This window comes from Algoriphagus sp. (assembly GCF_030694375.1).
Lineage (GTDB): Bacteria > Bacteroidota > Bacteroidia > Cytophagales > Cyclobacteriaceae > Algoriphagus.
Genome location: NZ_JAUXYL010000023.1, coordinates 127,612 through 146,232 on the forward strand (window position 1 = coordinate 127,612; position 18,621 = coordinate 146,232).

General features: G+C 43.9%; 17 protein-coding genes. 10 read left to right on the forward strand and 7 right to left on the reverse strand.

What is annotated here, in order from left to right; translation table 11 throughout:
- Nucleotides 1-155: 155 nt before the first annotated feature.
- Nucleotides 156-1,370, forward strand: a complete 1,215-nt coding sequence (locus Q8M62_RS08345; protein WP_304900636.1) for an arginine deiminase family protein — start codon at nt 156-158, stop codon at nt 1,368-1,370.
- Nucleotides 1,371-1,487: 117 nt separating this feature from the next.
- Here the strand turns inward: Q8M62_RS08345 and Q8M62_RS08350 are convergent, their stop codons facing one another.
- Nucleotides 1,488-4,283 (reverse strand): putative LPS assembly protein LptD, encoded by a 2,796-nt coding sequence (locus Q8M62_RS08350; protein ID WP_370690549.1) that lies wholly within the window; start codon nt 4,281-4,283, stop codon nt 1,488-1,490.
- Here Q8M62_RS08350 and Q8M62_RS08355 point away from each other — a divergent pair.
- The 3 genes from Q8M62_RS08355 to Q8M62_RS08365 all read left to right on the forward strand — a co-directional run bounded on the left by Q8M62_RS08355 (nt 4,282) and on the right by Q8M62_RS08365 (nt 7,877).
- Entirely contained in the window at nt 4,282-5,082 is an 801-nt protein-coding gene (locus Q8M62_RS08355) for an N-acetylmuramoyl-L-alanine amidase (RefSeq protein WP_304900635.1), read from the forward strand. The two genes, Q8M62_RS08350 and Q8M62_RS08355, sit on opposite strands and share 2 nt — an antisense overlap.
- 134 nt (nt 5,083-5,216) lie before the next feature.
- The gene (locus Q8M62_RS08360) at nt 5,217-6,833 is read left to right on the forward strand and encodes an acyl-CoA carboxylase subunit beta (RefSeq protein WP_370690553.1); all 1,617 of its coding nucleotides are present in this window, start codon (nt 5,217-5,219) and stop codon (nt 6,831-6,833) included.
- 198 nt (nt 6,834-7,031) lie between these two features.
- Nucleotides 7,032-7,877, forward strand: coding sequence for a transglutaminase-like domain-containing protein (locus Q8M62_RS08365; RefSeq protein WP_092733951.1), 846 nt, complete (start codon nt 7,032-7,034; stop codon nt 7,875-7,877).
- On the opposite strand, the gene Q8M62_RS08370 is transcribed toward Q8M62_RS08365, so the two are convergent.
- Together Q8M62_RS08370 and Q8M62_RS08375 are read right to left on the reverse strand one after the other, a co-directional pair.
- Nucleotides 7,871-8,449, reverse strand: coding sequence for a redoxin domain-containing protein (locus Q8M62_RS08370; protein ID WP_304900633.1), 579 nt, complete (start codon nt 8,447-8,449; stop codon nt 7,871-7,873). The genes Q8M62_RS08365 and Q8M62_RS08370 overlap by 7 nt on opposite strands.
- Nucleotides 8,450-8,456: 7 nt before the next feature.
- On the reverse strand, nt 8,457-9,086 hold the full coding sequence (locus tag Q8M62_RS08375) for a 4'-phosphopantetheinyl transferase superfamily protein (protein ID WP_304900632.1): 630 nt from the start codon (nt 9,084-9,086) through the stop codon (nt 8,457-8,459).
- Between the two features lie 36 nt (nt 9,087-9,122).
- On the opposite strand from Q8M62_RS08375, the gene Q8M62_RS08380 reads away from it, so the two are divergent.
- Genes Q8M62_RS08380 through Q8M62_RS08395 form a run of 4 tightly spaced genes read left to right on the forward strand, consistent with a single transcriptional unit; the run spans nt 9,123 to nt 11,936 of the window.
- Complete coding sequence (locus Q8M62_RS08380) at nt 9,123-10,043, forward strand: WD40 repeat domain-containing protein (RefSeq protein ID WP_304900631.1); 921 nt, start codon at nt 9,123-9,125, stop codon at nt 10,041-10,043.
- The gene (locus tag Q8M62_RS08385; protein WP_304900630.1) at nt 10,040-11,107 is read left to right on the forward strand and encodes a DivIVA domain-containing protein; all 1,068 of its coding nucleotides are present in this window, start codon (nt 10,040-10,042) and stop codon (nt 11,105-11,107) included. The genes Q8M62_RS08380 and Q8M62_RS08385 overlap by 4 nt, the downstream gene beginning before the upstream one ends.
- Complete coding sequence (gene folB / locus Q8M62_RS08390; RefSeq protein WP_092733963.1) at nt 11,107-11,472, forward strand: dihydroneopterin aldolase; 366 nt, start codon at nt 11,107-11,109, stop codon at nt 11,470-11,472. Before Q8M62_RS08385 ends, folB begins: the two co-directional genes overlap by 1 nt.
- Nucleotides 11,473-11,480: 8 nt before the next feature.
- Nucleotides 11,481-11,936, forward strand: a complete 456-nt coding sequence (locus Q8M62_RS08395) for a DUF4268 domain-containing protein (RefSeq protein ID WP_092733966.1) — start codon at nt 11,481-11,483, stop codon at nt 11,934-11,936.
- A 71-nt stretch (nt 11,937-12,007) separates the two neighbouring features.
- On the opposite strand, the gene Q8M62_RS08400 is transcribed toward Q8M62_RS08395, so the two are convergent.
- Nucleotides 12,008-12,436 carry a nuclear transport factor 2 family protein gene (locus Q8M62_RS08400; protein ID WP_304900629.1) on the reverse strand — a complete coding sequence of 143 codons (429 nt, stop codon included), beginning with the start codon at nt 12,434-12,436 and terminating at the stop codon, nt 12,008-12,010.
- Nucleotides 12,437-12,667: 231 nt separating this feature from the next.
- On the opposite strand from Q8M62_RS08400, the gene Q8M62_RS08405 reads away from it, so the two are divergent.
- Nucleotides 12,668-13,480, forward strand: coding sequence for a phytanoyl-CoA dioxygenase family protein (locus Q8M62_RS08405; protein WP_304900628.1), 813 nt, complete (start codon nt 12,668-12,670; stop codon nt 13,478-13,480).
- Between the two features lie 73 nt (nt 13,481-13,553).
- A complete protein-coding gene (locus tag Q8M62_RS08410) occupies nt 13,554-14,738 on the forward strand; it encodes a Gfo/Idh/MocA family protein (RefSeq protein WP_304900627.1) in 1,185 nt (394 codons plus the stop codon).
- Between the two features lie 181 nt (nt 14,739-14,919).
- On the opposite strand, the gene Q8M62_RS08415 is transcribed toward Q8M62_RS08410, so the two are convergent.
- The 3 genes from Q8M62_RS08415 to Q8M62_RS08425 all read right to left on the reverse strand — a co-directional run bounded on the left by Q8M62_RS08415 (nt 14,920) and on the right by Q8M62_RS08425 (nt 18,613).
- Complete coding sequence (locus tag Q8M62_RS08415) at nt 14,920-16,365, reverse strand: M48 family metalloprotease (RefSeq protein ID WP_304900626.1); 1,446 nt, start codon at nt 16,363-16,365, stop codon at nt 14,920-14,922.
- Between the two features lie 212 nt (nt 16,366-16,577).
- A complete protein-coding gene (locus tag Q8M62_RS08420) occupies nt 16,578-16,937 on the reverse strand; it encodes a hypothetical protein (protein WP_304900625.1) in 360 nt (119 codons plus the stop codon).
- Between the two features lie 227 nt (nt 16,938-17,164).
- Entirely contained in the window at nt 17,165-18,613 is a 1,449-nt protein-coding gene (locus Q8M62_RS08425) for an aldo/keto reductase (RefSeq protein ID WP_304900624.1), read from the reverse strand.
- Between the last annotated feature and the right edge of the window lie 8 nt (nt 18,614-18,621).

Sequence of the window (18,621 nt, forward strand, 5' to 3'; positions counted from 1 at the left end):
AGATTGGAATAAGTTTAAATTTTTGTGGAACCAGGATTAATCGATAAGTTGATTGTTTAAATAAAAGTTTGAAATTTTAAATAAACCATAAATAAAATAGATATTAATTTTTGATATTGTAGATAAAATACATTTTTGTTGAAAATATAGAAATCATGAATCTTCGGATAAATTCAGAATTTGGAACGCTCAGATCAGTCCTGATGCACAGACCGGGAAAAGAAATTGACCGATTGACCCCATATAATAAAGACTTTTTGCTCTTTGAGGATGTGCCTTATCTGGAAGCACTTCAGAAGGAACATGATACCTTTTCCAATCTGATCAAGGAGTCGACCGGTGCTCAAGTATATCAGTTGCGAGAATTACTGATCCGGGTCCTTTATGACAAAGACATTCTGCTTCGCCTGATGCGGGAATCGCTCAATCGGTCGGGGCTTGCTCATATGGCCGAGGATATTTTGGAGCGCTACTCCACAGCGGAGTGTGCAGGTATATTGACTGCCGGTCTGAAAATCCATGAACTCAAGCGGAAAATCCCCAAGTTGAATCCAGGAGAACTCTTAGACTATGCTTTTGCAATTCCACCTTGTCCCAATTTGTATTTCCAGCGGGATCCAATGGCGCTTACTCCCGGCGGGATCATTTTTTCCTCCATGAAAATGGAAGGCAGACAGCGTGAGGCGGACTTGCTTCGGACGGTTTTCGAAAATCATCCTAATTTTAAGGATCATGTGAACAAACTCTATCCAGTCAATGGGCATGATTCTCCGCCAAGCATAGAAGGGGGGGATGTGATTATTCTTTCGCACGAAGCAGTGGCAATCGGCAATTCCGAGCGGACAGACGAAAAGGCGATATATCATACCGCAAAGGCACTCTTAGCCGAAGGTTCAGTGAAGCGGGTATATGAAGTTCATCTGCCTCAAAAACGTCAGTACATGCACTTGGATACGGTTTTCACGATTTTGGATGAAAACTTGGTGTTGACTTATCCGGATGCTTTAAATGCTGTTTTGCAAACCTCTCTTTACACCCTAAAAGAGAATAATGGAGAAAAAGTGACCATCAAGCGGGAAGTGCTAAAGGAATCATTGTTGACAGTTTTGGCGCGAGAAATTCCGCATTTGGAAGTGCTTCACACTGCCGATGGGAATCCAGATTATTCCATGCGTGAACAGTGGTTTGACGGCGCCAATGTTTTTGCGATAGGACCTCGGCGTGTGATCTCGTATAATCGGAATATCCATACCAATCGCGCTTTGCGAAACATGGGAGTGGAGGTATTGGAGATTCCCAGTTCGGAACTCAGCCGTGGTCTGGGCGGTCCGCGCTGCATGACCATGCCTCTAAGCCGTGCACGGGTTTAAATTCAGAAAAATAGGACAATACCAAACAGAAAAACATCAACCCTTCAAAATTCACCGACCCCATATTTCCTAACCTCCCAACTTCCCTACATCCAATCCTCCTAACTTTTCCTTCTTCTAAAAATCAAAGAAGGATCTTCTTCTCGATACCTTCAGGTCCTGAAGAATGCTTGATTTGACCCGGATATCGATGTTGTAGGAAGTAAATCGACCAAAAGGAACCCAATTGACATTCATCTGCCAACAGTGAAGGTCCCGTGCAATCCCGATCATGGTTTGGGTGATGGCGGCAGCCTGAACGTCGTAACCGGTATTGAAATTGAACTTCCACTTTTCAGAAATGGACAAATCTCCGCTCAAATTCAAGGTTTGTGTAATGTTTTTATTATTGTTGATCTGTCTGGAATAGGCAAGATTATAGCCAACGGTCAAATTCCATGGGATTTCCCAATCAATGTATTGGCTGGGATCTGAAACGATCCGGTTGATTTCATTTTCCGCAAATTCATCCAATACACCACCTCGCTGAATAAAATTCTGGGTCAAGTCATCCCGCACCTCTCCCGGAGATTTTCCGTTTCGAGGGTTCAATGACGCATTCATGTTGAGTGAGGCGTTTCGGATCATTCCGATACCCTGTCCGTTTTTCCAAGCAAACTGATTGATACTCCTGAAGGAATTGGTTCCGTTTTCCTGAGTTATTGTTTGTACTGCATAGGGATCAATGTTGCTGGTCAAGTTGACGGAAAGCTTGCGTTCAAAAAAGCTAGTCCGAGCCGAAATCTGGAAGGGAGCCAGCTGAAAGGAATCAGCGGCGAAATTGTAGGCTGTATTGATATTGAAAGACTCTAAAAGCGGGATTTTCTTGGTAGCCTTTTCGGAGGTGCTGTCTTTTGAATCCAGAATTTTTGCTTCCAGTACATTTCGGATTCCCAAACTCAATGCGCGGGACTCCCCGAGGGGTGCGCCACCAAAAGCGAAGCCTTGTTGCCTTGAAAACCGTTGGGTTCTTCCACTTTGATCAATCTGTACTTCCTGATAATAGCCGAATGAAGGATCGGAAAAATCCGGGGTGTAATTAAATGCAAAAGTTGGAGCAATATGATGCCGGATGGTTTGGACTTTACTGCTGGGCTTGAAGTTATAAAAACCGTAAAAGTTGGTGTTCACCGCAAAGGAAGTGTTGTAAAAGCCAACACGATTAAAGCCATCTTCAATAATTCGGTCAACCCGCTCTTCGGTAGGATTGTAGTAGTAATTGATTCGTTGTAGGTACCAGAGTTCATCGTAGTTTATAGATGCTGTTCCGGTGAAATAATTAAAAAGAGTAAAATTGGAAGAAAGCGGAATGGTGTTTCTGGCGCCGTTAGTGGCATTTTTCAAAAGTAAACCAAAATTATCGAGGTTGAATGGGATTACCTGAGGGGTTGTTCTGAAATCGGGATTATTGACTCCAAGTTCCTGCTGAACACGGTTGGAGATGGTGTTTTGCATGTTAAAATTCCAGGCAATATTCAAGGTTTTCAGCGGCTCGAATTTCAGGTTTTTGAATGGGCTCTGCCGATTCATATTTACAGCCACGGTTGGCAGATCGAGTCTAACTTCCCCGGACTGCACACTTTGTGAATGGCGAAGGTTGGCAGACATCGAAAACGGCGTGCCGGAAAACGTTTTGGAATAGGAAATATTCGAATTTAGGTCAGCCGTTACATTGTTGGCAAAATTATTCTGGCTTACTATGTTGTTGAAGTAGCTGGTGGAACCGGCATTGACGGAGGCTGAAAATTTACCTGTACCTCTTGTGATAGGCGAGTGATTCCACTGTACGCGAAAGGTATTGTAATCAACGGGGTTTAGCTCCGTCTCCGGACTGACAAACTTCTGAAAGTCCACATTAAATCCCCCACTGTACCGGTATCGTTTGGTATAAACGGCTTGAGATTTAGCTCCCCAGCCCCCTTTGGAATAAATGTCACCTGTGAGCCGGGCATGGATGTAATCATTGATGGCAAAATAATAACCAAGATCCCTAAGAAAGATACCCCGCAATTGCTCCTTGCCATAAGAAGGAAAAATCACGCCGGACGCTTTCTCTTCAGGCGTGTCAGGAATTAAGCCAAAGGGTAACCCAAGTGGAGTGGGTATTCCGTTGAAATACAGGTTAAATGGTCCGGAAACCACCTGTTTTCCTTGGATGGATTTGATTTTTGAAGAAGAAATATGCCAGTGTGGCTTGGTGAGTTTACAGGTGGTGTAATAACCATGATCCAGGTAGATGCTTCCGTCGGCGGTTTTTTTGATCGTTTCCCCGCGCAGGACTCCGTCTTGCTGTTCGGTGACAACGTCTTTGATGATGGCTTTTTGGGATTTGAAGTTGTAGCGCATTTCCTTTCGGATCTCATAGACGGTCCCCTTGTCTTTAAAAAATGGATTTCCCGATACTGCGCCCAGACTGTCTGTAACACCGGAAGCGTAAAGTTCAGAGTTTTTCCAATCGATGACAATTCGATCTGCCTCCAGTTTCATTTCACCATATTCAAACCATGCATTTTTGTAGAGGTAAACCTTATTTTCTAAAAAGTCTGTAATGATACTGTCCTCAGCGAAATAGAGAATATCTGTTTTAATATCGCTTGTGGGCATCATTTTTGCCGAGTCAAGATTTATCAAAGTGTCTTGCCTTGCGGCAAGGGTATCAGCAAGTGGAAGGTTGCGTGCAGGAGGCACCAAGGTGTCAGGAGCAACCAAGAATTTCTCTCGAGGAGGCTGGGTTGGTCGCTGCGCCAAAGCGAATTGCGGGAGGATCCAAAGCAAAGAAAGAAGAAAAAAAAGGATTCTGAAACCCGACACTGCTGCTTGCGCTTTGTTTAATTTGTTAGAAATTTTGCGTAAAGTTAACTCGATTGCCCTCATGGAACGGTTCAATAACAAAAAAATTATCTTAAGTTTTCTTATTGCGATTCCCTTTTTCTTTGGAGGATTTATCCCCAATGAAACGATGATGCCTGCATTTCGGATGAAAAAAATCGTATTAGATGCTGGTCATGGAGGAAGTGACCCCGGAAACATTGGCTCCAAGGTTCGAGAAAAGGATATCAACCTTGCTGTGACACTGCTAGTTGGCAAATATCTTAAAGAAAATATGCCGGATGTAGAAGTGATCTATACACGGGATGACGACAGCTTTCCGACCCTCAAACAGCGACCTAATATTGCCAATATAAATAAGGCAGATCTTTTTGTTTCGATTCATTCCAACTCCGCCCCAAACAAGTCTGCTTTTGGTACAGAGACCTTCGTGATGGGCACGAAGCACTTCGAGGCCAATTTTGACATTGTAAAAAGAGAAAACTCCGTAATCCTACTGGAAGAGAATTACGCTGAAGAATATGAAGGGTTTGATCCTACATCTCCCGAGTCATACATGCTTTTCAACCTAACTCAAAAAGCCTACATCGGTAACAGCATCACGCTAGCGGATCACATTGAAACCCAGTTTAGAGATCGTGTTGGAAGAAAAAGCAGGGGTGTCAAGCAAGGTCCTTTCTACGTACTTTGGACCCCTTCTATGCCGAGCGTGCTGGTAGAACTTGGATTTTTGTCTAATACCGAAGAGGAAAAGTTTCTCATGAGCCAAGCCGGCAAAGAATACATGGCTTCAGCTATATACCGTTCGATCAAAGCTTATAAAGAGCAGATCGAAGGAAATTAATATTCAGTCTTACCCAAAAGCATTCAGGCCCTTTTTCATACGGAAAAGGGCTTTTCTGTATCTTGCCTGCAGAACTTCCACGGCTTCTTGGGAGTTTTAGAATTTATAAACCCAAAAAACTGATGAATTCCAACATGGATAAAACTCAACCGACTATTCATGATTTGCTTGAAAAACTTGCCACTAAAACAGTTCAGGTACAGCTCGGCGGTGGACAAAAGCGAATCGATTCCGAGCATCAAAAAGGTAAATTAACAGCGAGAGAACGGATTGATTATCTGATAGATACCGGCTCTGAATTTTTGGAAATCGGGACATTTGCCGCTGATGGAATGTACGAAGAGGAGGGAGGATGTCCTTCAGCAGGAGTGGTGTGTGGGATAGGTTTTGTAAACGGGAGAATGTGTGTAATTGTGGCCAATGACGCCACCGTGAAAGCAGGTGCTTGGTTTCCGATGACTGCCAAAAAGAATCTTCGTGCACAGGAAATAGCCATGGAAAATCATCTTCCGATCATTTATCTCGTCGATAGTGCCGGAGTCTTCCTTCCGATGCAGAACGAGATTTTTCCCGACAAAGAGCACTTTGGCCGACAATTCCGAAATAATGCGAAGATGTCTGCCATGGGGATTGTACAGATTGCGGCTATTATGGGCAGCTGCGTAGCCGGCGGGGCATATCTGCCCATCATGTCCGACGAAGCGATGATCGTGGATAAGACAGGGTCTATTTTTCTTGCCGGATCTTACTTAGTGAAAGCTGCCATCGGAGAGAGCGTGGATAATGAAACACTCGGAGGCGCAACAACCCATTGCGAAATCTCAGGTGTAACAGACAATAAATACGACACAGACCAGGAATGTCTGGATGCCATCCGAAAGATTTTTGGCACCCTGGGCGAAAACCCGAAAGCTGGATTTGACCGGATAGAAGCCAAAGAGGCAGGTATTTCGGGAGATAAGCTGATCGATATTTTTCCCATGGAACGGGTGAAACCGTACGATATGCTGGATATTATCTCCGGATTGGTAGATGGAGGTGAGCTGGATGAATACAAACAAGACTACGGAAAAACGTTGATTTGCGGTACAGCCAGGATCAGAGGCTGGGCGGTGGGAATCATCGCCAATCAGCGAAAAATCGTCAAAACTGCCAAAGGCGAAATGCAAATGGGCGGTGTAATTTATTCGGATTCCGCGGATAAGGCTGCCCGATTTATCATGAACTGCAATCAGCGAAAGATTCCTCTGGTGTTCCTACAGGATGTCAGCGGATTCATGGTGGGGAGCAAAGCAGAACATGGAGGGATCATCAAAGACGGCGCAAAAATGGTTAATGCAATGGCCAATTCGGTAGTACCGAAATTCACCATTATCCTCGGCAACTCGTACGGGGCAGGCAATTATGCCATGTGTGGCAAAGCCTATGATCCCCGCTTGATCTTTTCCTGGCCCACCGCGCAGATGGCTGTGATGTCTGGGGCCTCAGCTGCCAAGACTTTACTACAGATCAAGGTGGCCTCACTGAAGAAGACTGGGAAAGTTATTTCTCAGGAAGACGAAAATCAGCTTTTGGAGGAAATCACGACTAAATACAATGAAGAATTGAGTCCTTATTATGCAGCCTCGAGACTTTGGGTGGATGGAGTCATAGATCCTAGAGAAACCCGTAAAGTGATCAGTATGGGAATTGAGGCAGCTAATCATTCTCCTATTACTGAAAGATTTAACGTAGGGGTGATTCAGACCTAAAAGAAGTATTAAGTATTTAGATTCAAGTATCAAGAGGAGGGAAAGACAGGAGACCGAAGGCCGGAGAATAGACCAACTTCTGTCTCCGGTCTTCCGTCTTCTAACCCATCAACCAAAGTAAGTTCATCTTGTGAAATTCAAATTTGGTGATTGTCTTTGACCGTGATTTTAGTAAATTGATATGAGCCAAGAAAAAATATGAGTGAACTGACTCCTGCCCAATTAGATGCTTTGGTTTCTTTACTGGATGATCCGGATCTGGAAGTGAAAAATCTCGTCAGAGACAAAATCACATCGCTTGGTGCTGAAATCATTCCTTTTTTGGAGCAAAAATGGGAGAAAAGTTTCAATCCAGAGATTCAAAAGGAGATCGAAGAATTGGTGCATGACTTACAGTTTTCCCTGGTGAAAACCAGATTTGCGGAATGGAGAGATACCGAAGACCGGGACCTGTTGACTGGTCTTTGGATTCTCAATACGTACCAATACCCGGATTTGGAATACGAAAAGCTGAATGCGGAAATGCATCAGATCTATTTCGAAGTCTGGACCTCATTCAAAAACGATCTTCAGCCTTACGATCAAGTCCGGATTATCAATAATGTCCTTTTCAATACCCTCAGATTTTCAGGGAATACCAAGAATTTTCATTCGCCTGGCAACAGCATGCTGTCCACTGTTTTGGATTCGAAAAAGGGAAATCCCATCACACTTTGTGCAGTGTATTTGCTTGTTGCCAAAAAACTCGGCTTGCCGATTTACGGGGTAAACTTGCCAAATCTTTTTGTTCTGATTTATAAATCAGCAGATATCACCTTTTACATCAATGCCTTTAACAAAGGCTTGACTTTCAGTAAGCAGGATATTTACAATTACCTGGAGCATCTCAAGATCGAACCAAAAGATTACTTCTTTGAGCCTTGTGCACATTTGGACATCGTCCTTCGGTCCCTAAGGAATCTGGGAAACGCTTTTGAAAAGCTAGGTGAAGTAAATAAAGTAGAGGAAGTCAAAGAGATGATCGCAATTCTGGAAAATCAATAAGAGCGGACATTACATCCCACAGCTCTTACCTGTGCCGGAGTGGTACTCTCACCTCTCAATATCTGATTTAGGGCACGCTCCAAGTGTCTTTCACTAACCGCTGACTCGGACTGAGGATTATTGTCTATAGCCCCGCGGTATGCGATTTCCAGGCCGTTTGCTCCTGGGGTAAGGACGATCACCTCGGGGATTTTTGTGATGCCAAACACTTTGGTCCAAGCCTGTCCCGCATCTATGAGATAAGACATATTCAATCCGCTTTGGTCGATGTAGCTACGCAGGGGGCTTTGTTCAGCTTCCGAATTACCGACTTCAGGATTTATTAGTGCAAATCCAATCCCCTGGTTTTGGAAAGTTGTTTTGATCGCTTTAATGCGTGATTCATACAATTTCGCAAAAGGGCAGTTTAAACTGTGGAATATCAATACGAATCCTTTGCCACTTGTCATCGAACCGAGGTTCATGGTTTTTCCGGTGACAGCATCGACTGTAGATAGTTCGCTTAGATTTTGGGAAAAAGCGTTCCAAATCAAGGCCAGAAATAGGGTAAGAGTAAAGGCAGTTTTTTCCATAATTTTTTTACCAAATCGTGTAAGTAAGAATTACATTTTCCAATCTTCTTACTTCCACGGTATAATGATGATCTGCAAAGTCCGTTCCCCTTATTTTTCCTTTGATTTTTAAAGCATCAATTGCAAAAGGTTCTAAGAGGATGTTTTCACGAAAAGATACTCCTCTTTTGCCCTGACATTTGAAAATGGATTCCTTGGCGGACCAAGCCATGGTATAATGAGTCGGATCTTTTTCAAGAAAATCCACTTCTGAGGTATCGAGAAAGCGAAAACCGATTTTCAGAATTTTTTCCCGAATCAAATCCATATCAATCCCTACAGGTTGCTCACGGTGAAATATTGCTGCGGCATACCCTGGCGTATGGGTAAGGGAAACATAGCCTTGATTATTCATGGATTGAGATTTGCCATGCTCATCTTTGAAAAAGCCGGGATAGGGGACCTTCAAAGCCTTCAATGCATCATAAATCGCAAATCGGGCAGTGGCCCATTCTTTCTTTTTTTCAGGATGAGAGATATTGGCATAGGATAGTTTTTCGCGGAAACTTAAGAAATCTAGTGATTGGCTTGTCTGCCCTTCGATAATCTTCACCGCAAGGGCCGATGAAGAATCAATTTTTTCTATTTTTGTTTGCATAGGCCAAAAGGGCGCCGCTGAGTGACTGTCCAATATATGTTAAAAATCCAAGTAAATAAATTGCATACCCTGACCGGACACAACGATTGCGTCTATGCGCTTACCGAGGGGAGTGATCCGAGATTTTTTTATACCGGAGCCGGTGACGGGATGGTGGTGGAATGGGACCTTGACCTACCCAAAGACGGAAAACTTATTGCCAAACTGCCCCATTCCATTTATGCCTTAGAAGTCGATCGTGAGCGAAATTTGCTGATAGTAGGGCATAATTTTGAAGGGATTCATGTGATCGATTTAAGTGAAAACAAAGAGATATGGAGCCTCAAACTTACCGACCAAGCCATATTTGATATCAAAGTTTTTGGAAACGAGATTTTTGTTGGCACAGGAGATGGGTTGCTGATTGTGGTGGATATCGAAGAGCGAAGTTTTAAAAAACATATCAAGCTGAGTTCCAAAAGTATCCGGGTGATGTCAATAGCACCTGTAAAAAGGCAATTGGCTATTGGATTGAGTGACCATTCTATAAAAATTCTGGATTTGGCCAATAATTTCCAGCCAATAGCCAATCTTGTAGGCCACACCAATTCTGTCTTTGCGCTCAGCTATTCACCGGATGAGGAGAATCTAGTCTCAGGAGGAAGAGATGCGCACATGAAATTTTGGAATTCGGATAATTATACCCTTTCTGAAAATATCGTGGCACATATGTATGCCATTAATTATTTATCTTTCAAAGAAGACGGAAAGTTTCTGGTGACCTGCTCCATGGATAAATCCATCAAAGTATGGGACGCGGAAAATTATAAACTGATGAAGGTCATTGACAAAGCGCGAAACGCAGGTCATGGTACCTCAATAAACAAAGTGATTTGGAGTACTTATTCTGGTCATGTCATTTCGATTTCTGACGACCGTACCATTTCTATTTGGCAAATTGAAGCTGAAAATCTATGAAGATATCCCCAACTGCCATTCGGCAAAAAGCATTTGAAACGGCCTTCAGAGGCTATGAGAAAAAGGAAGTTTCCTTGTTTCTGGAAGAGATGAGTGTGATCATGGAGCAGATCAATCAGGAAAACCTGGATCTGCGAAGTAAATTACAGCAGGTAGAATCCGAAGCAAAAAGACTCAAAGATGTGGAAGATTCACTTTTTCGAACTTTGAAAACGGCCGAAGATACCGGGGCAAGTATCATCACAGAAGCAAATGAAGCTGCTGAATTAATCATTAATGAAGCAAATCAATTTGCCGAACAATCAACCGATCAGGCGAATCATTACGCTGAAAAGACGAAAAAAGAAGCAAATCAATACGTCGAGCGAGTGACAAAGGAAGCGGATCAATACTTCCAAAAAGCGCAAAAGCAGGCAGATGAACAAGCAAGAATTATCACCTCTGCTGCCGAAGCCAAAGCCAAAGAAACGATCAAAGAAATCCGTGATAGCATGCAGAGCTTGGTCAGAAGCTATGAAGGCTTGCTCGATCAGCGCGAAGCTTTGGTAAAGAGCCTAAAACGCCTGTCTCAGGACGCATTGAATCAAATTGATCTTTCGGATGCTCACTTTTTCCGAATTGACGGTAAAGCATATCAACGGGCCGTTGATGAACTGAGTCGTTCCAGTCACTTCAGTGTGGCAAATATAGGGATTCTGGCTACTCAAGCCGTTCCTCCTGCCAATGCGGAGTCTGAGGAGCAATTTGAAGAAGATATGTCTACCGCAACCCTCGATGACGATACCCTCGAAACAGTAGAAGCCTTGCAGCATGAACTCGAAGAGCAGGGAGAAATTCCCATGGATGAGCCGATGGAAGATTTGGTGGAGGAGGAAAGTGAATCTGTAGTAGATGAAATACTTCCTGAGGTCGAAGATGAAGTGGCAGAGGATGAAGAGATCGAAGAACAGGAAGAAATTGAAGAAGAGATCCCCATGCCTGAGGTTCCTGAAAATGAAACTGAAGATCCCAAACCTGAGGAACTTAAGAAGTCATCCGGGTCGTTTTTTGATCAATTTGACTGATGGGAAGAGTAGCGCTGGAGGGAATAGAATTTCATGCATACCATGGTGCCTATCCTGAAGAATCAATTTTAGGCAATCGATTTACGCTTGATTTGGAACTTGAAACCGACTTTCGGGAAGCGATGCTTCACGATAACCTTCGGGATACGGTTGATTATGCCAAGTTGTATCAGCTTATCAAAGCCCGGATGGATGTCAAAGTGAAGCTTCTGGAGCATTTGGGACATCGCATTGTTTCAGATATTTTAGTGGCTTATCCCAAAGTGAAATCTGTCCGACTTACACTGAAAAAACATCATCCTGCACTCGGAGGAATTGTTCAGTATTCTGCGGTGACCGTGTGTTTCCCTGAAGATTTCGCCTAAAATTCAAAATGTATAGTCGATCGGAGTCTTCCAGAATCCGTGCGGAATTCTGGATCACATTTGGCCAATATATGAAGCCCGTCCCTAATGCCCAAGGACGTAGAATCAACTGGCCTAATTACAGAACAGGAGTTAAGGACGTGTACTTCAGAATGAAAGCTGAACAGGAATTCGCCTCAATCGGCATCGAACTCGGGCATAAAGACGAGGAGCTTCAGGAGCTGTATTTTGAGCAATTCAAGGAGCTAAAAAGTCTCCTGAAAACCAGCATAGGTGAAGATTGGGAATGGAAACTTCATTCCAAAAATGAAGTAGGTCAAGTTGTCTCGAAGATCGAAAAAGTCATTACCGGAGTCAATGTGATGGAAGAGTACTATTGGCCGGAGATTATTTCCTTTCTCAAACCCCGGATCATCGCCTTGGATGAGTTTTGGGATAATGTTAAACCGGCATTTGAGAACTAGTGATTTTTTAACCCTGATTTACAGGTTAGGATCAAAATTGCTAATGCATATTTCGGGTTTAACAACCATTTTCAGCTCTGAGGAACCCTAAATGCCTGTCTTGCGAGTAGTTTCCACTCTCCCTTTTCTTTCACCCAAAGCATCAAAAGCCCCAGGTTAAGAGTGTTTACATTTCCATTGGATGCAATTTCACCCAGTACATTGTGTCGGACTATTGCTAATTTTTTGCCCTGAAAAGTGATGGTTTGATCGGAGATATCCCATTTTTGGTAATCCGATTTTTTGGAGGCAAATACGGCTACAAATTCATCCTGAGTCTCAATCACACCGCTGGAATGACCGTAGCTGAGATTTTCCGAAGTCAGTTTTTTGAGGGTTTCAGCATCTTCGGCCAGCATGGCAATTCTCAGCTTTTGCACCGCATCGTTCACTTGTTTTTCGGATTGGGAAAAAGCAAGTTGGGAGCTTAAAAGGAAAATCAGAAGTAAAGAATTCTTCATAATTGGAGCTTTGGATTGTTGAATAGGTCTATTGAAATTCAAAGTACAAAAAAACTCCGTTCAGTTGATTCTAACGGTGTTCAATTTGAATGTTGTATGGAAATCCATACTTCAATTCAGAATCATTGGCAGTTTGGGATGAGAGACTTTTAAAATGCTGATTTTTTGAGCAAATTAAGCAATCAAATTCCTCGAATAGAGGGTTTTAGTTTTTAATCAACCCAAAATGACATGATTTCACCTGCACAAATCGAATCCTATCATCGGGATGGGTTCTTGATCCTGCCGCAACTTTTCTCCAGGGAAGAAATAGCACTGCTCTATTCCGTTGCCACAGATGATAGTGTGACTTCAAATTCTTTTGACCTCAATGACCAGGAAGGAAAAAAGACCAAGTTGACGCTATGGTTCACGGCAGGTGATGATTCCTTCGGGCTGATGTCCCGATGCCAGCGAATGATCAAATCGGTTCAGCAGCTCTTGGGCCCCGGGGAGGTCTGCCATTTTCACTCCAAAATCATGCAAAAACAACCCAAGGTCGGCGGTGCTTGGGAATGGCATCAGGATTACGGCTATTGGTATAAAAATGGATTCCTTTTTCCTGAGGCGATGATTTCAGTGATGCTGGCATTGACTGATGCCAATAAGGAGAATGGCTGCCTTCAGGTGCTGAAAGGCACGCATAAAATGCAGCGGTTTGAGCATACATTTATCGGGGAGCAGCAGGGGGCTGATCCGGATTTCGTTCATGAAGCGGAGAAAATCTCGGAGCTTATCCATTGCGAACTCAGGGCGGGTGATGTCCTGTTTTTTCATCCGAACATTCTCCATCGCTCCGAAGCAAATCTGTCTGAAAATGCACGCTGGTCGGTGATCTCGGCGTATAACCTTTCGCATAATAAGCCCTTTCGGGAAAAGCACAGTTCCTGTATCACTCCGGTTTCGGTAGTGAGGAATGAAGCAATTTTAGCCAGTGGGCAAAAGAAAGTTTCCGGCGCTGACTTTTTGGTCAAAGAGAAGGAAATCACGCTTAACGTAAAATAAATCAAGACCTGTCAGGTTTTCAAAACCTGACAGGTCTAAGAGGTAAAGTTTAATCTAAATAAACCCAACAATCATGGTAAAAATCTGCATCCTCGGAGGAGGATTTATCGGACGTTTTTATGCGGAATCATTGATTGGAAGACGGGGAAAGGATCTCGTTCATGTCATCTATGCTAGAAGAGAAGAGACTGCCCGGAGATTTGCCACTGATTACAGCGTCCCTCATTTTTCCACGGATATGGAAGAAGCAGTGGCTCATCCTGACTCCGAGATTGTCATCATTGCCTTGCCCAATTATGTGCATGAAGCCGCTGTCATGCTATGTGTGAAGCACAAAAAGCCGGTATTGTGTACCAAGCCGTTGGGCAGAACGGCTGAAGAAGCCCTGCGAATGACATTGGCTTGTGAAGAGGCGGGGATTTTTGCTGGCTATTTGGAAGATCTTTGCTATACGCCGAAGTTTTTGAAATCCGTAAAAAGTGTCGAATCGGGTGCGATTGGTCGTGTTCTTTGGGCTAAATCCCGGGAAACACATCCCGGTCCGCATTCGGATTGGTTTTGGGATATCGAGAAAGCCGGGGGAGGAGCAATCCTCGATTTGGGCTGTCACTGTGTGGAGATTTCCAGAAATTTTATCGGGAAGGAGGTCTTGCCCCTCGAAGTGATGTGTTGGGCAGACACCCAAGTGAAGCCGATCGATGCAGAGGATCATGCCATTGGTTTGGTCAAATATGAAAATGGAGCCATTGGACAGTTTGAAGTTTCCTGGACTTTCCGTGGAGGAATGGACCTCCGGGATGAGGTCATGGGTACTGAAGGTACGATTTGGATCAATTCTTTTTTGCGAACGGGATTTGAAATGTTTTCCAGTGGAAATGGAGGAGATTATGTGGCAGAAAAGGCCGAAACTTCATCAGGTTGGCTTTTCCCTGTCGGGGACGAAGCCCATGAATTGGGCTATCCCAATATGTTTGTAGACATGTTTGATGCCTTTGAGAAAGGGACTCAATCCCGAGAGACTTTTTATGACGGGTATGTGGTTAATGCGATTCTGGATGCAGCATACAAGTCTGCAAAAACTAAACTTTGGGAACCTGTTCAACTTCCTGTCTGGCGGGGAAAAAGAGGGCTTTCAAAACCCTCTGTTTACCAAGATTTTGACGAAAATTATTGGCTAATAAAAGAAGAACTTCTGCCAAATGGGGATCGAAAAACGATCCTAAAAGATAAAAAAACGGGTGAGATCAGGACAAAGTAAGCGAGCTGAAAGTTTGGGTCAATGAATACACCGATTGGGGTTCATTGAGAGTTCAAGAAAAAGAGGCTGTCTCAAAAGCCATTTACAGCGAATATAACAACATTTCGAACTTCGCAACTCTCGTTGCTCAGGTGCTCAATGTGTCAAACAGCATTTATGAGACAGCCTCTTTTTAGCTTGATTATTTCCCTACCACCTTGATCAAGGTGCCTTTTTCCACCTGATCTGTCAACAGCATTCCATTCAGGATTGCCAATTCCTCAAATCGATCGGATGGCATTTTGAAGTTTTGTAAAGCAGCCTGAAGAGTCATGCGCTGAGGAACCGTTTGGATACGGACTACATCCGGCTTGCGGTTTAGCTTATCTGAGTCTGTCAGAGCTTTGAAATTTCTGGCGGTAGAGAGGAAAACAGGCTGGTATTGCGGGAATTTCGACAGTTCGGTTACCCCCAAAATGCTGTAAGTATTTCCTCCATATTCGATCAGAGTAGAGAGAACCCGGATGGTTCCTTTCTCTTGTTTTTGATCTGCGATCATCATAAATGCCGGCAATCCGTTGATGGTTTCCCGTTTGGATTCTACCAATTCCAGTTTGAATTGGGTTAGAATTTTCTGGGAAATCTCTTCCATAGTTCCTGTCCCGCCCAGGGAGAATGAAATTAAAGCATCTCCGGCTTTAGGACCCATTTGTACCTGCTGTGGCGTGTTTTGGAAATTCCACCCCTGAGGAGTAGGGAACTCAAATTTCAACACCGGATGATAAAAGATGTTATTCTCCACAAAACCCTGCCGCGGATCTTCACCCAAAACAATCCCATCGATTCTTTTCAGATAAGCATCACGGTTTACAGTAGGATTCGTCAACTTAAGTTTAGTTTTCCACTCTTGGGCTAATTTTGCCACAGTCACATTTCGATCGCCCGGAGATGGGTGAGTCGATAGGAATTCCGGAATTTCACTTCCTCCCTGCTTAGCACTCTGTCTTTCCAGGGTATTAAAAAATCCGGCCATTTCGGTAGCATCATACCCAATCCGGGAAGAATATTCCACGCCCAATTCATCGGATTGGCGTTCCGCATCTCTGCCAAAGCTCAGGAGTGCAAGCTGCATTCCCTGGGACAGTGGTTCGGCGAATTGTGCAAGCTCGGGCACAAAGACCATTCCTGCAATCATTCCCAATTGACCAAGCATTTGATTTCGCTGCTGTACCACCGAATGACGTGCGGTGACGTGGCCGATTTCATGTCCCAAAACTCCGGCAAATTCAGCCTCATTGTTGAAATGGGCCATGATTCCTCTTGTGAAATAAATGTAACCACCCGGCACAGCAAAAGCATTGATAACTGGCGAATCCACCACTTTGAAGTGGTAATCTAACTTGGGGCGGTGAGAAACTGCCGCCATTTCAAGTCCTTTTTCAGTGATGAATTTTTGTAAAGCCGGATCATCATAAACTCCGAAAAATGCTGAAATCTCCGGGTCCGACTGTTGGCCAATGCTTATTTCCTGCGCTTCGGACATCAGAACTACCTGCTTTTTTCCCGTCACAGGATTTACAGCACAACTCGTGGCGAAGGCAATGATAGAAGCAGTTAGCAGCTGCGTAAAAAGGTTTATTGTTTTCATATTTGGCGATCGATGGGTTGGGTATTCGTATTTAAGGTTTAAATGCTCAAAAAATAAGCCTAGAATTATTCTGCTACTAAATGAAGTGAATTCGCATTTATCCGAATGTTCATTTATTTGCTATATGTTATTAGATGAGATCCTATGTGCTGCTGAGCTATTCAAAAGCATTGATGTTTTTTCCCGTTTCCCGTCCTTGGTCTCCCTACTTTTCAAGGTTTTTTCTTCCCAGTGAAGGTTCCTGAGGCCATTTCTGCCAGATTTACTTTTCCGCTCATATCTGAGGCTGATGTTACTTTCCCATCATAGGTTATCAAATTTCCCTGAATATTAAACTCAAGGTGGATTACATCGCCTTTAATTGTTCCGACCACCGGAGATTCTCCCAATTGTCCTGCATAAGTTCCTGTAATTTTTTCACCGTCTTGTTTCAGAATAAAGGTAGGGGAACCACTTCCTGCATCGGTTTTTACTTCCATCACCCAAGTACCGGTCAGGTTGACTGTATTTTGTGCTTGTGCGGTAAATCCAATGAAAAGAGGCACAATCACGCTGGAAAAAAGCGATTTCATAATGTTTATAATTTTTAGTTTTAAGTAAATCATTCCATTAATTTAGAGAATTATTGCCAGTCTCAGACTACACTTTTTATTCGATATCCGAAATCCGACATCCGAACCATCTTGGCTCTTGTCTCTCGCCTCTTGCTTCTCAATACTACGAACTACCCACTGCCTATTGCCACATCGGTCACCCGACATCGGACTTCCATACTTCCCAACCCCCAAACCTCACTACCTCAAATCACCGCTTCCGCCTCGATCTCCACCAAATATTCCGCCCCAATCAAATCTGCCCTGACCATCGTATTGGCGGGCTGGATTCCGGCAAATCGCTGTCCATGAGCTCGGGAGACCGATTCCCATTGATCAGTATTTCGAATAAAAATTCGGGTTCGAACCACATCTTCCATTTGTCCGCCCAAAGACTGAATTGCTCCTTCAATTTTGTCCAATATAAAATGTGTCTGTGCACCGGGATCATTTCCACCCATTGCCCTGCTTCCATGAGTTGCCGTAGTTCCGGAGACTAAGATTCTATTACCTTTTTTTACTGCTCTGCTAAATCCCGCAATATCTTCCCAGATGGTCCCGCTGAGTGCTTTGGTTCGTCCATCCGAACCTTCCCTGGTCGGATAGGGCGCCGGGAAACTCGCCACATGATGGCTCAGATCGCCTGAAGCGGTGAGAAATGGAGCTTTGCGGTATTCGTCTCCACAATCTCCCGGAATGGCAATCATACCTGCGAGACTTGACTTCAATAGAGTCTGATCTTCCTGATCCAATCGAAAAGAAAAGAGCTTTTCATTTTCGGCAATATGCGCACTTTGACCTAGTCTTGCACCGATGATGACTCCCCCGACCGCTGGCTGGTTCATAATGAAATGACTAGCAACAGTAGCAATGCCAACTTGGTGTTTTTGAGCAATTTGATCCAAAGTTTGAAGGAGATTTTGAAATTGCTTCCAGCCTCCGGCAGCATCGATGAATCGCTTGTATTTCATCTGCGACCAGGTCAAAGAATCATTGAGGGCAGGTTCGGGTTTGCCTAGCCACTTTTCTGAAAGAAATCCTCCTGCTACAGTTCCAAAGGCCAATAACTTCACATGATGCTTCAGACAGAGCTCAGTCATTGCTCCGGCTGCCCGCTGATCCAAAAGTGAAAAACAAACCTGATTGGACACTACTTCTATCCCGGAATTCAGGACAATGCTCAAATGTGCCTTATCAAAATTGGTCAGGCCCAGATGTTTGATTAGTCCTTCTTCCTTCAACTCCTGAAGCCAAAACATGCTATCCACCCAGCTCGGATGGGAATATTGCCAAGCGTGAAACTGCATCAGGTCGATAGCATCGCTTTTCATTCTTGTCAAGGCAAGTTCCACCGCTTTTCTAACCTGATCTTTGGTGATCCGATCCGGAGAAGGAACCCACTTCGTGAAAAGCTGAGCGGTATCTTTGCCGTAAGTCTCCCTAAAAACTCCTGCGATCTCCTCTGAAGAACCATAGTGATCCGCCATGTCAAAGGAAGTGAATCCTGCATCCACATAGGATTTCATGGCTTCAGCTGCCTCTTTGGTATTGACTTTTTGCCCCTCTCGCTCCATGTCTGCAATCTGCCAAAGTCCGGTAAGTGCTCTGCAAATGGTCAGGTCGGGTGCAAGTTCAGTGTATTTTGATTGATTCATTTTTATGA

Coding starts and splice junctions, on each gene's coding strand:
- Q8M62_RS08365 (WP_092733951.1), top strand. CDS start 7,032: ATGAGTGAACTGACTCCTGCCCAATTAGATGCTTTGGTTTCTTTACTG.
- Q8M62_RS08405 (WP_304900628.1), top strand. CDS start 12,668: ATGATTTCACCTGCACAAATCGAATCCTATCATCGGGATGGGTTCTTG.
- Q8M62_RS08420 (WP_304900625.1), bottom strand. CDS start 16,937: ATGAAATCGCTTTTTTCCAGCGTGATTGTGCCTCTTTTCATTGGATTT.
- Q8M62_RS08410 (WP_304900627.1), top strand. CDS start 13,554: ATGGTAAAAATCTGCATCCTCGGAGGAGGATTTATCGGACGTTTTTAT.
- Q8M62_RS08350 (WP_370690549.1), bottom strand. CDS start 4,283: ATGAGGGCAATCGAGTTAACTTTACGCAAAATTTCTAACAAATTAAAC.
- Q8M62_RS08360 (WP_370690553.1), top strand. CDS start 5,217: ATGGATAAAACTCAACCGACTATTCATGATTTGCTTGAAAAACTTGCC.
- folB (WP_092733963.1), top strand. CDS start 11,107: ATGGGAAGAGTAGCGCTGGAGGGAATAGAATTTCATGCATACCATGGT.
- Q8M62_RS08370 (WP_304900633.1), bottom strand. CDS start 8,449: ATGGAAAAAACTGCCTTTACTCTTACCCTATTTCTGGCCTTGATTTGG.
- Q8M62_RS08395 (WP_092733966.1), top strand. CDS start 11,481: ATGTATAGTCGATCGGAGTCTTCCAGAATCCGTGCGGAATTCTGGATC.
- Q8M62_RS08400 (WP_304900629.1), bottom strand. CDS start 12,436: ATGAAGAATTCTTTACTTCTGATTTTCCTTTTAAGCTCCCAACTTGCT.
- Q8M62_RS08375 (WP_304900632.1), bottom strand. CDS start 9,086: ATGCAAACAAAAATAGAAAAAATTGATTCTTCATCGGCCCTTGCGGTG.
- Q8M62_RS08385 (WP_304900630.1), top strand. CDS start 10,040: ATGAAGATATCCCCAACTGCCATTCGGCAAAAAGCATTTGAAACGGCC.
- Q8M62_RS08380 (WP_304900631.1), top strand. CDS start 9,123: ATGTTAAAAATCCAAGTAAATAAATTGCATACCCTGACCGGACACAAC.
- Q8M62_RS08425 (WP_304900624.1), bottom strand. CDS start 18,613: ATGAATCAATCAAAATACACTGAACTTGCACCCGACCTGACCATTTGC.
- Q8M62_RS08415 (WP_304900626.1), bottom strand. CDS start 16,365: ATGAAAACAATAAACCTTTTTACGCAGCTGCTAACTGCTTCTATCATT.
- Q8M62_RS08355 (WP_304900635.1), top strand. CDS start 4,282: ATGGAACGGTTCAATAACAAAAAAATTATCTTAAGTTTTCTTATTGCG.
- Q8M62_RS08345 (WP_304900636.1), top strand. CDS start 156: ATGAATCTTCGGATAAATTCAGAATTTGGAACGCTCAGATCAGTCCTG.